Below are 12,440 nucleotides of genomic sequence, written 5' to 3' on the forward strand. Positions count from 1 at the left end.
CCCTCATGCAGACTACTTACGGCCAATCGCACGATAGCCAATATCGCTACGGCTGAAGCTTTTATTCCATGAAATATGTTTAGCCAGTTCGTAAGCATGCTTCTGCGCGGCAGCAACATCCTCACCCAGCGCGGTCACGCACAGTACGCGCCCACCGTTAGTCACGACTAAATCATCCTGCATTTTTGTGCCAGCGTGGAAGACCTTGCCGTCCGGCGTCTCTTCCAGCGGCAGACCATGAATCTGATCGCCGGTACCGTAATCGCCAGGATAACCGCCTGCCGCCAGTACCACGCCGAGAGAAGGGCGAGGATCCCAGACGGAATCCTTGCTGTCCAGCTTGCCATCTACGGCTGCCAGGCAAAGATCGACCAGATCCGACTTCAACCGCAGCATGATTGGCTGCGTTTCCGGATCGCCAAAACGACAGTTGAATTCAATGACCTTGGGTTGACCGCTCTTATCGATCATCAGGCCAGCATAGAGGAAGCCGGTATAGACGTTGCCTTCGGCTGCCATACCGCGAACGGTTGGCCAAATCACTTCATCCATCACGCGCTGGTGGATTTCGTCGGTAACGACCGGGGCAGGCGAGTAAGCCCCCATGCCGCCAGTGTTCGGGCCGGTATCGCCATCGCCAACGCGTTTGTGATCCTGGCTGGTTGCCATGGGCAGCACGTTCTCGCCGTCAACCATCACAATAAAGCTGGCTTCTTCACCGTCGAGGAACTCTTCGACAACAATACGGTGGCCCGCATCGCCAAAGGCGTTGCCCGCCAGCATATCCTGAATCGCGTCTTCTGCTTCCTGTAGCGTCATCGCCACAATCACGCCTTTGCCCGCAGCCAGACCATCAGCTTTGATCACAATGGGGGCGCCTTTACTGCGCGTATAGGCAAGAGCCGCTTCGACATCAGTAAAGTTCTGGTATTCGGCCGTTGGGATCTGATGGCGAGCCAGGAAATCTTTGGTAAAAGCTTTAGAGCCTTCAAGCTGCGCAGCAGCCTGCGTAGGGCCAAAGATCTTCAGGCCAGCGGCACGGAAAGCATCTACCACGCCGATAACCAGCGGTGCTTCCGGGCCGACAATGGTCAGATCGATTTTTTCATTTTGTGCAAAGCTCAGCAGGGCAGGGATATCGGTAGCGCTGATAGCAACATTCTGTAAAGCAGGCTCAAGTGCCGTACCCGCATTGCCTGGCGCGACAAACACCGTTTCCGCCAGCGGTGACTGGGACGCTTTCCATGCCAGCGCGTGCTCGCGACCGCCATTGCCAATAACTAAAATTTTCATTGTTCTGTTCCTTAATTAATGGCGGAAGTGGCGCATATCGGTAAAGATCATCGCGATATCATGTTCGTCAGCCGCAGCGATAACTTCTTCGTCACGGATTGAACCACCAGGCTGAATAACACAGCTCACGCCAGCCGCCGCCGCCGCATCAATACCGTCACGGAACGGGAAGAAGGCGTCGGAAGCCATCGCGCAGCCTTCCACAATCAGGCCTTCGTCTTTCGCTTTGATCCCGGCGATTTTTGCCGAGTACACGCGGCTCATCTGGCCGGCGCCGATGCCCACGGTCATATTGTCACGGGCATAGACAATGGCATTGGACTTCACAAATTTGGCAACCTTCCAGCAGAACAGCGCATCACGCAGTTCCTGCCCGGTCGGCTGGCGTTTACTGACCACGCGCAGCTGGCTTTCGCCGACCATGCCCAGGTCGCGATCCTGTACCAGCAGGCCGCCGTTGACGCGTTTGAAATCCAGACCGGCCTGGCGTTGCTGCCACTGTCCACAGGTCAGCACGCGAACGTTCTGTTTGGCAGCGGTAACGTGCAGCGCGGCTTCAGTGGCGGAAGGGGCAATGATAACTTCGACAAACTGACGGCTGATGATTGCCTGAGCGGTCGCTTCGTCCAGTTCGCGGTTGAACGCGATAATGCCGCCGAAGGCTGAAGTCGGATCGGTTTTGTAAGCCAGCTCGTAAGCATTCAAAATCGAGCCACCAACCGCGACGCCACAAGGATTGGCATGCTTCACGATTACGCAGGCGGGCTCACTGAATTCTTTTACGCATTCCAGTGCTGCATCGGTGTCAGCAATGTTGTTATAGGAAAGCGCTTTGCCCTGAACCTGTTGCGCAGTAGCGACAGAGGCTTCAGAGACATTCTCTTCTATATAGAAGGCAGCATCCTGATGGCTGTTTTCCCCGTAGCGCATATCCTGCTTTTTAATGAAGTTCAGATTTAGCGTGCGGGGGAAGCGACCTGCTGGCTCAGAAGTCTCACCATGGTAAGCCGGCACCAGGCTACCGAAGTAGTTGGCAATCATGCTGTCATAGGCGGCGGTGTGCTCGAAGGCTTTAATTGCCAGGTCAAAACGGGTTGCCAGCTGGAGGGCGTTATTGTTGGCATCCATCTCATTGATGATCGCCTGGTAGTCGCTGCTCTTAACCACGATAGCCACATCTTTGTGGTTCTTCGCTGCGGAGCGCACCATCGTTGGACCGCCGATATCGATATTCTCAACGGCATCTTCCAACGAGCAGCCTTCGCGGGCTACGGTCTGGGCAAAGGGATAAAGGTTAACGACCACCATGTCGATAGGAGAGATGCTGTGTTCCTGCATAATCGCATCATCCTGACCGCGGCGTCCCAGAATCCCGCCGTGTACTTTGGGATGCAGTGTTTTAACGCGTCCATCCATCATTTCCGGAAAACCGGTGTAGTCAGACACTTCAGTAACAGGGAGGCCAGCATCGGCGAGCAGGCGAGCAGTGCCGCCGGTGGAGAGTAGCTCGACGCCGCGCTTTGACAGCGCCTGAGCAAATTCGAGGATACCAGCTTTGTCAGACACACTGAGTAGAGCGCGGCGTACAGGGCGAGTTTGTTGCATGGTGGTTAGATCCCTTGGCTTTGGTTCGCATAAATAAGAGCGTTACATCAATCTTAGCCAGCTTCCTTCTCTATAGAAGAGAAGAAAACGGTAAAGATTCAGGTAACGCCCCCAAATGGGGGACCGGGATTTTGCGGGGGCATTGTAGCGAAAACGTTTGCGTGATGCTCGCCTAAATTACCGATCGGCAATCAATGTGGATAAGTTTGTTAATAACTGCGTATAAACAGCCCTTTTGCTGTGGAATGCAGCGAACGCGTTATTTTATGCAAATTAGGGGTTGTCAGCCGCCGAGAACTCCCTATAATGCGCAACCACTGAGACGGCACAACGGCTTACAGCCCGCCGGTTCAGGAGGTTCAGGAAGCTGAATCGCCGGAGAAAAACTTCTCAAAAAGAAGTTGACTCTGAAGGAGGAAAGCGTAATATACGCCACCTCGCGACAGGAAGCTAAGGCACTGTTCGCAACGCTCTTTAACAATTTATCAGACAATCTGTGTGGGCACTCGCAGGATTGATATCAGACACCTTCGGGTGTCAAAAAATATCAAGTCTTAAGAGTGAACACATAATGAAAATTCATTATGACGTTTTACACTTGAGCATCGCTGCACTTGTTGCAGCAAATCGAACTTTTAATTGAAGAGTTTGATCATGGCTCAGATTGAACGCTGGCGGCAGGCCTAACACATGCAAGTCGAACGGTAGCACAGAGAGCTTGCTCTTGGGTGACGAGTGGCGGACGGGTGAGTAATGTCTGGGGATCTGCCTGACAGAGGGGGATAACTACTGGAAACGGTAGCTAATACCGCATAACCTCGCAAGAGCAAAGAGGGGGACCTTCGGGCCTCTCGCTGTCAGATGAACCCAGATGGGATTAGCTAGTAGGTGGGGTAATGGCTCACCTAGGCGACGATCCCTAGCTGGTCTGAGAGGATGACCAGCCACACTGGAACTGAGACACGGTCCAGACTCCTACGGGAGGCAGCAGTGGGGAATATTGCACAATGGGCGCAAGCCTGATGCAGCCATGCCGCGTGTATGAAGAAGGCCTTCGGGTTGTAAAGTACTTTCAGCGGGGAGGAAGGTGTTGAGGTTAATAACCTCAGCAATTGACGTTACCCGCAGAAGAAGCACCGGCTAACTCCGTGCCAGCAGCCGCGGTAATACGGAGGGTGCAAGCGTTAATCGGAATTACTGGGCGTAAAGCGCACGCAGGCGGTCTGTCAAGTCAGATGTGAAATCCCCGGGCTTAACCTGGGAACTGCATTTGAAACTGGCAGGCTAGAGTCTTGTAGAGGGGGGTAGAATTCCAGGTGTAGCGGTGAAATGCGTAGAGATCTGGAGGAATACCGGTGGCGAAGGCGGCCCCCTGGACAAAGACTGACGCTCAGGTGCGAAAGCGTGGGGAGCAAACAGGATTAGATACCCTGGTAGTCCACGCCGTAAACGATGTCGACTTGGAGGTTGTTCCCTTGAGGAGTGGCTTCCGGAGCTAACGCGTTAAGTCGACCGCCTGGGGAGTACGGCCGCAAGGTTAAAACTCAAATGAATTGACGGGGGCCCGCACAAGCGGTGGAGCATGTGGTTTAATTCGATGCAACGCGAAGAACCTTACCTACTCTTGACATCCAGAGAACTTTCCAGAGATGGATTGGTGCCTTCGGGAACTCTGAGACAGGTGCTGCATGGCTGTCGTCAGCTCGTGTTGTGAAATGTTGGGTTAAGTCCCGCAACGAGCGCAACCCTTATCCTTTGTTGCCAGCACGTAATGGTGGGAACTCAAAGGAGACTGCCGGTGATAAACCGGAGGAAGGTGGGGATGACGTCAAGTCATCATGGCCCTTACGAGTAGGGCTACACACGTGCTACAATGGCGCATACAAAGAGAAGCGACCTCGCGAGAGCAAGCGGACCTCATAAAGTGCGTCGTAGTCCGGATCGGAGTCTGCAACTCGACTCCGTGAAGTCGGAATCGCTAGTAATCGTGGATCAGAATGCCACGGTGAATACGTTCCCGGGCCTTGTACACACCGCCCGTCACACCATGGGAGTGGGTTGCAAAAGAAGTAGGTAGCTTAACCTTCGGGAGGGCGCTTACCACTTTGTGATTCATGACTGGGGTGAAGTCGTAACAAGGTAACCGTAGGGGAACCTGCGGTTGGATCACCTCCTTACCTGAAGATACCTTCCCGCGCAGTGCTCACACAGATTGTCTGATAGAAACGTTAGAGCAAGACGGCTGCGAAGTCGTGACACTATCCGTGTCCCCTTCGTCTAGCGGTTAGGACTCCGCCCTTTCACGGCGGCAACAGGGGTTCGAATCCCCTAGGGGACGCCACTTGCTTGGTGACAGGTGAAAGGTGTCTCCACAAAGTATCTCAAAACTGGCTTACGAGCTACGTTTGAGATATTTGCTCTTTAACAATCCGGAACAAGCTGAAAATTGAAACGACACGTCGTGTTTATCCTCCGTAATAAGGATAAACGAAACGATGTGTTCGAGTCTCTCAAATGCTTACAACAGCAATGTGTCTTTCGGGACGCTTGTGGGTTGTGAGGTTAAGTGACTAAGCGTACACGGTGGATGCCCTGGCAGTCAGAGGCGATGAAGGGCGTGCTAATCTGCGATAAGCGTCGGTAAGGTGATATGAACCGCAACAACCGACGATACCCGAATGGGGAAACCCGGTGCACTACGGTGCATCATCGCAACATGAATACATAGTGTTGCGAGGCGAACCTGGGGAACTGAAACATCTAAGTACCCAGAGGAAAAGAAATCAACCGAGATTCCCCCAGTAGCGGCGAGCGAACGGGGAACAGCCCAGAACCTGAATCAGTTTGTGCATTAGTGGAAGCGTCTGGAAAGTCGCAGGGTACAGGGTGATACTCCCGTACACAAAAATGCACTTACTGTGAGTTCGATGAGTAGGGCGGGACACGTGATATCCTGTCTGAATATGGGGGGACCATCCTCCAAGGCTAAATACTCCTGACTGACCGATAGTGAACCAGTACCGTGAGGGAAAGGCGAAAAGAACCCCGGCGAGGGGAGTGAAACAGAACCTGAAACCGTGTACGTACAAGCAGTGGGAGCCTTGATTTATCAGGGTGACTGCGTACCTTTTGTATAATGGGTCAGCGACTTATATTCTGTAGCAAGGTTAACCGTATAGGGGAGCCGCAGGGAAACCGAGTCTTAACTGGGCGTTAAGTTGCAGGGTATAGACCCGAAACCCGGTGATCTAGCCATGGGCAGGTTGAAGGTTGGGTAACACTAACTGGAGGACCGAACCGACTAATGTTGAAAAATTAGCGGATGACTTGTGGCTGGGGGTGAAAGGCCAATCAAACCGGGAGATAGCTGGTTCTCCCCGAAAGCTATTTAGGTAGCGCCTCGTGAACTCATCTTCGGGGGTAGAGCACTGTTTCGGCTAGGGGGCCATCCCGGCTTACCAACCCGATGCAAACTGCGAATACCGAAGAATGTTATCACGGGAGACACACGGCGGGTGCTAACGTCCGTCGTGAAGAGGGAAACAACCCAGACCGCCAGCTAAGGTCCCAAAGTCATGGTTAAGTGGGAAACGATGTGGGAAGGCACAGACAGCCAGGATGTTGGCTTAGAAGCAGCCATCATTTAAAGAAAGCGTAATAGCTCACTGGTCGAGTCGGCCTGCGCGGAAGATGTAACGGGGCTAAACCATGCACCGAAGCTGCGGCAGCGACGCGTATGCGTTGTTGGGTAGGGGAGCGTTCTGTAAGCCGTCGAAGGTGGACTGTGAGGTCTGCTGGAGGTATCAGAAGTGCGAATGCTGACATAAGTAACGATAAAGCGGGTGAAAAGCCCGCTCGCCGGAAGACCAAGGGTTCCTGTCCAACGTTAATCGGGGCAGGGTGAGTCGACCCCTAAGGCGAGGCCGAAAGGCGTAGTCGATGGGAAACAGGTTAATATTCCTGTACTCGGTGTTACTGCGAAGGGGGGACGGAGAAGGCTATGTTGGCCGGGCGACGGTTGTCCCGGTTTAAGCGTGTAGGCTTGAGTTCCAGGCAAATCCGGAACTCTTTAAGGCTGAGGCGTGATGACGAGGCACTACGGTGCTGAAGTAACAAATGCCCTGCTTCCAGGAAAAGCCTCTAAGCATCAGGTAACACAGAATCGTACCCCAAACCGACACAGGTGGTCAGGTAGAGAATACCAAGGCGCTTGAGAGAACTCGGGTGAAGGAACTAGGCAAAATGGTGCCGTAACTTCGGGAGAAGGCACGCTGTCGGTAGGTGAAACCCCTCGCGGGTGGAGCTGAAGGCAGTCGAAGATACCAGCTGGCTGCAACTGTTTATTAAAAACACAGCACTGTGCAAACACGAAAGTGGACGTATACGGTGTGACGCCTGCCCGGTGCCGGAAGGTTAATTGATGGGGTTATCCGCAAGGAGAAGCTCTTGATCGAAGCCCCGGTAAACGGCGGCCGTAACTATAACGGTCCTAAGGTAGCGAAATTCCTTGTCGGGTAAGTTCCGACCTGCACGAATGGCGTAATGATGGCCAGGCTGTCTCCACCCGAGACTCAGTGAAATTGAACTCGCTGTGAAGATGCAGTGTACCCGCGGCAAGACGGAAAGACCCCGTGAACCTTTACTACAGCTTGACACTGAACATTGAGCCTTGATGTGTAGGATAGGTGGGAGGCTTCGAAGCGTGGACGCCAGTCTGCGTGGAGCCAACCTTGAAATACCACCCTTTAACGTTTGATGTTCTAACCTGGCGCCGTGATCCGGCGTGGGGACAGTGTCTGGTGGGTAGTTTGACTGGGGCGGTCTCCTCCCAAAGAGTAACGGAGGAGCACGAAGGTCAGCTAATCACGGTCGGACATCGTGAGGTTAGTGCAATGGCATAAGCTGGCTTGACTGCGAGAGTGACGGCTCGAGCAGGTGCGAAAGCAGGTCATAGTGATCCGGTGGTTCTGAATGGAAGGGCCATCGCTCAACGGATAAAAGGTACTCCGGGGATAACAGGCTGATACCGCCCAAGAGTTCATATCGACGGCGGTGTTTGGCACCTCGATGTCGGCTCATCACATCCTGGGGCTGAAGTAGGTCCCAAGGGTACGGCTGTTCGCCGTTTAAAGTGGTACGCGAGCTGGGTTTAGAACGTCGTGAGACAGTTCGGTCCCTATCTGCCGTGGGCGCTGGAGAATTGAGAGGGGTTGCTCCTAGTACGAGAGGACCGGAGTGAACGCACCACTGGTGTTCGGGTTGTCATGCCAATGGCACTGCCCGGTAGCTAAGTGCGGAAAAGATAAGCGCTGAAAGCATCTAAGCGCGAAACTTGCCTCGAGATGAGTTCTCCCTGTGGCTTTAAGCCACCTGAAGGGACGTTGAAGACTACGACGTTGATAGGCCGGGTGTGTAAGCGCAGCGATGCGTTGAGCTAACCGGTACTAATGACCCGTGAGGCTTAACCTTACAACGCCAGAAGCGTTCTGGTGAGCGTTGAGAGACGCAAAGATTTTCAGCTTGTTAACCGGATAAATTTGCGCGGCCTTTATGGCGGCGTGAATAACAGAATTTGCCTGGCGGCTTTAGCGCGGTGGTCCCACCTGACCCCATGCCGAACTCAGAAGTGAAACGCCGTAGCGCCGATGGTAGTGTGGGGTCTCCCCATGCGAGAGTAGGGAACTGCCAGGCATCAAATCGCGATAACCCTGACCTCACGGTCAGGGTTTTTTGCGTTTGGGGCCAGAAAACCGGCCCTCTGAAAGAAAAATTCCTCCAGTGCACTTTCACCCGTCCACTTTCACTAGCCGGATCGTCTAATTTTCATCTTCTTTCGCCGGTAAATCCGCTCTGTTTTGCCGCCGATGTAGCCAGCGCACCCGGCTATTCGACAAAATCATCGCCCGATGATGAAACATTTTCACCTATCTGATGAAACCTCGACATTTAGCCCTCGCCACGTTATCTTTGGCTGTCTGGATGTCTAAACGTATAAATGGTTAGTTGAGGAAGCAGGTTATGCCGATCAGGGTACCCGATGAGTTACCAGCAGTGAATTTTCTGCGCAACGAGAATGTCTTTGTGATGACATCAACTCGTGCCAGTACTCAGGAAATCCGCCCGTTGAAAGTGCTGGTATTAAATCTGATGCCAAAGAAAATTGAGACGGAAAATCAGTTTCTGCGCCTGCTTTCAAACTCGCCGTTGCAAATTGATATTCAGCTGTTACGCATCGACAGCCGCGAGTCACGCAACACACCAATGGAACATCTGAATAACTTTTACTGTAATTTCGACGATATTCGTGATGATAACTATGATGGGCTGATCGTTACCGGTGCGCCGCTGGGGCTGGTTGATTTTAATGACGTGGCTTACTGGCCGCAGATCCAGCGTGTTCTGCACTGGGCGAAAGAGCATGTCACCTCCACGCTTTTTGTTTGTTGGGCCGTGCAGGCCGCATTGAATATTCTCTACGGTATTCCCAAACAGACGCGTGAAAACAAACTATCAGGCGTCTACGATCATCAGATCCTGCATCCTCATGCGCTGCTGACGCGCGGTTTTGACGATACGTTTCTGGCGCCACATTCACGCTATGCGGATTTTCCGTCACAGCTGCTACGGGATTATACCGATCTGGAAATATTTGCTGAATCAGAGCAAACCGGTGCCTACCTGTTTGCGAGCAAAGATAAACGACTGGCGTTTGTCACCGGCCATCCGGAGTATGACGCGCTGACTTTGTCAGGAGAATACCATCGTGATCTGGAAGCCGGGCTTAATCCTGATGTCCCGTTTAACTATTTTCCGCAGGACAATCCCGCGCTGCCGCCGCGAGCAAGCTGGCGCAGCCACGGTAACCTGCTGTTCTCAAACTGGCTGAACTATTACGTTTACCAGATTACGCCATTTGATTTGCGCCATATGAACCCTACGCTCGAATAGGGCGTAATCTAAAACGATCAGGCCGAAGCTCCCGCTACGGCTTCACGTGCCGCTGCGGTGATGCGCTCATAATCACCGCTTTGTAATGCATCTGCGGGGATTAACCATGAACCGCCGATACAAAGCACGCTATCCAGCGCCAGATAATCACGATAATTAGCGGGAGAAATCCCTCCTGTCGGGCAAAAGCGCACCCGTGGAAAAGGTCCCGCAATAGCTTTTAGCGCTTTTACACCGCCGTTAGCTTCTGCTGGAAAAAACTTAAATTCCCGTAAGCCATAGTCCATGCCGAGCATCAGTTCCGAAACGGTGCTGATCCCGGGGATCAATGGGATCGAGCCTGCTGTTGCTGCCTTGAGGAGTGCTTCAGTCAGGCCTGGACTGATGGCGAATTGCGCGCCAGCTTCCGTTACCTGCTGAAGCTGTTCTGGATTGATTACCGTTCCCGCACCGACGATAGCCCCAGGCACTTCCTGTGCGATAGCGCGGATGGCCTCAACGGCGCAGTCAGTACGTAAAGTGACTTCCAGCACGCGCACCCCTCCGGCCACTAATGCTCTGGCCAGCGGCACGGCCTGTTCCAATCGCTCAATGACAATGACCGGCACGACCGGACCTGAAGTCAGAATCTGTTCCGCGCTCATTTTCCAGTGGTTCATCTGAAGATCTCCGTTTAAAAAGGGATGCAGCAGGCACCCTGTTCGGCACCCGACAGCTGACTGCGAAGCGCACCAAATAGCTCGCGTCCGCAGCCGATATGTTCAGCGCTTAAATCGGGTTGATACTGTTCACGGGCGCTGAGAATCGCTTCATCTACCAGAAGCGCCAGCTCACCAGTTAAGCCATTCACCCGCATCAGATCGCCGTTTTGTACCTTAGCCAGCAGACCGCCAGTTTGTGCCTCTGGCGTAACATGAATAGCGGAAGGTACTTTTCCCGATGCGCCTGATAAGCGGCCATCGGTAACTAACGCTACCTTATAGCCACGGTCCATCAGAACGCCAAGCGGTGGCATCAGCTTATGTAGCTCCGGCATCCCATTGGCCTGCGGGCCCTGAAAACGCACCACAACGACGCAGTCTTTATTCAGGTCACCCGCTTCAAAGGCGGGCAGAATGTCGTGCTGGCTGTCAAAAACTACGGCAGGTGCTTCAATGATCTGATTTTCGGCCGGTACGGCGGAGGTTTTCATCACCGCCCGGCCCAGGTTACCTGACATCACTTTTGTGCCGCCATGTGGGGAGAACGGTTGCGAAACACGGGCGATCACGCTGCTATCCTGCGAGATTTCTGCACCTTCACGCCAGGCCAGTTGGCCCTTATCCAGCCAGGGTTCCTGGGTATATTTTTCCAGGCCAAAACCCACAACGGTATTAACATCCTGATGAAGCAATCCATGATTCAGCAGTTCACGCACAATTAGCGGGACGCCGCCTGCGGCATGGAATTGATTAATATCCGCCGGACCGTTTGGATAGATGCGGCACAGCTGCGGAATCGCTTGAGACAGATCGGAGAAATCATCCCAGGTAATTTGAATCCCGGCAGCCCGTGCCATTGCCACCAGATGCATCGTCAGGTTAGTTGAGCCACCCGTCGCCAGAAGCGCCACGATGCCGTTTACAATGACCTTTTCGTCAACCAGCTGGCCGACCGGCATGTAGTTGCCTGCTGTTTCCGTCAGACGAGTAATCTGGCGGGCGGCCGCATCGGTTAGCGCGTCGCGCAGGGGCGTATCAGGATGCACAAAGGAAGAGCCGGGCAGGTGCAACCCCATCACCTCCATCACCATCTGATTAGAATTGGCGGTGCCGTAAAACGTGCAGGTCCCTTTGCCATGATAGGAGCCGGCTTCCGCTTCCAGCAGCGCCTGACGATCGACCTTTCCTTCGGCGTAAAGCTGGCGGATACGGACTTTTTCTTTGTTGGGCAGACCGCTGCTCATCGGCCCGGCAGGCACAAACAGCGCGGGAAGATGGCCAAAAGAGAGCGCGGCCATAACCAGTCCGGGAACGATTTTGTCGCAAATGCCTAAAAACAATGCGCCGTCGAACATGTTATGCGAAAGCCCAACGGCGGCGGACATGGCGATAATATCCCGACTCATCAGCGACAGTTCCATCCCATCCTGTCCCTGCGTCACGCCGTCACACATCGCCGGAACACCAGCAGCAACCTGACCCACTGCGCCAACCTGATGCAGTGCCTGCTTCAGTTTGTCCGGATAATCGGCGTAAGGCTGATGGGCAGAAAGCAGATCGTTATAAGCGGTAATAATGGCAATATCGCTGCGCACCATATTTTTCAGGGCGGCTTTATCATCAGGCTGGCAGGCGGCGAAGCCGTGAGCCAGATTACCGCAGGCCAGCTGTGCGCGATGAACGGTGCGGGAGCGAGCGGCCTCAATTCGGGCCAGATAGGCGGTACGCGTGGAGGCAGAGCGTTCGATGATGCGTTGAGTAACGCGGGTGACGGTTTGGTTGTCAGTAGTCATGGTCAGGTTTCCCGTTATCAGCGATGTGCTGCTGGGTTGTTACCGGTAACATTGTCTGCTTACAGTGTTGTAGTAATAACCCGTGCGCGCAACCGCTTCC

Annotated in this window: 5 protein-coding genes, 1 tRNA gene and 3 rRNA genes; 5 read left to right on the forward strand and 4 right to left on the reverse strand. The window is 53.7% G+C overall.

The features are described 5' to 3' along the window. Positions 1-12: 12 nt before the first annotated feature. Entirely contained in the window at positions 13-1,293 is a 1,281-nt protein-coding gene (purD, locus tag AAGQ96_RS01265) for a phosphoribosylamine--glycine ligase (RefSeq protein WP_147194005.1), read from the reverse strand. A gap of 15 nt (positions 1,294-1,308) precedes the next feature. Next, positions 1,309-2,898, reverse strand: a complete 1,590-nt coding sequence (purH, locus tag AAGQ96_RS01270) for a bifunctional phosphoribosylaminoimidazolecarboxamide formyltransferase/IMP cyclohydrolase (protein WP_342754640.1) — start codon at positions 2,896-2,898, stop codon at positions 1,309-1,311. Positions 2,899-3,534: 636 nt separating this feature from the next. On the opposite strand from purH, the gene AAGQ96_RS01275 reads away from it, so the two are divergent. The 5 genes from AAGQ96_RS01275 to metA all read left to right on the forward strand — a co-directional run bounded on the left by AAGQ96_RS01275 (position 3,535) and on the right by metA (position 9,846). Then, a 16S ribosomal RNA gene (locus AAGQ96_RS01275) occupies positions 3,535-5,075 on the forward strand. Positions 5,076-5,164: 89 nt separating this feature from the next. Then, a tRNA-Glu gene (locus AAGQ96_RS01280) sits at positions 5,165-5,239 on the forward strand. Between the two features lie 219 nt (positions 5,240-5,458). After that, positions 5,459-8,367, forward strand: a 23S ribosomal RNA gene (locus tag AAGQ96_RS01285). Between the two features lie 106 nt (positions 8,368-8,473). Then, positions 8,474-8,589, forward strand: a 5S ribosomal RNA gene (rrf, locus tag AAGQ96_RS01290). Together the 16S, 23S and 5S rRNA genes with 1 tRNA gene alongside form the textbook arrangement of a ribosomal RNA operon. A 327-nt stretch (positions 8,590-8,916) precedes the next feature. Further along, positions 8,917-9,846, forward strand: a complete 930-nt coding sequence (gene metA / locus AAGQ96_RS01295) for a homoserine O-succinyltransferase (protein WP_147194009.1) — start codon at positions 8,917-8,919, stop codon at positions 9,844-9,846. A 17-nt stretch (positions 9,847-9,863) separates the two neighbouring features. Here the strand turns inward: metA and AAGQ96_RS01300 are convergent, their stop codons facing one another. Together AAGQ96_RS01300 and edd are read right to left on the reverse strand one after the other, a co-directional pair. Further along, positions 9,864-10,505: a bifunctional 4-hydroxy-2-oxoglutarate aldolase/2-dehydro-3-deoxy-phosphogluconate aldolase gene (locus AAGQ96_RS01300; RefSeq protein ID WP_342754641.1), complete on the reverse strand. Its 642-nt coding sequence runs from the start codon at positions 10,503-10,505 to the stop codon at positions 9,864-9,866. Between the two features lie 14 nt (positions 10,506-10,519). Beyond that, positions 10,520-12,340, reverse strand: a complete 1,821-nt coding sequence (gene edd, locus AAGQ96_RS01305; protein ID WP_342754642.1) for a phosphogluconate dehydratase — start codon at positions 12,338-12,340, stop codon at positions 10,520-10,522. Positions 12,341-12,440: the final 100 nt, after the last annotated feature.

The sequence above is a fragment of the Pantoea sp. MBD-2R genome (assembly GCF_039134845.1).
In the GTDB taxonomy this organism is placed as follows: domain Bacteria; phylum Pseudomonadota; class Gammaproteobacteria; order Enterobacterales; family Enterobacteriaceae; genus Erwinia.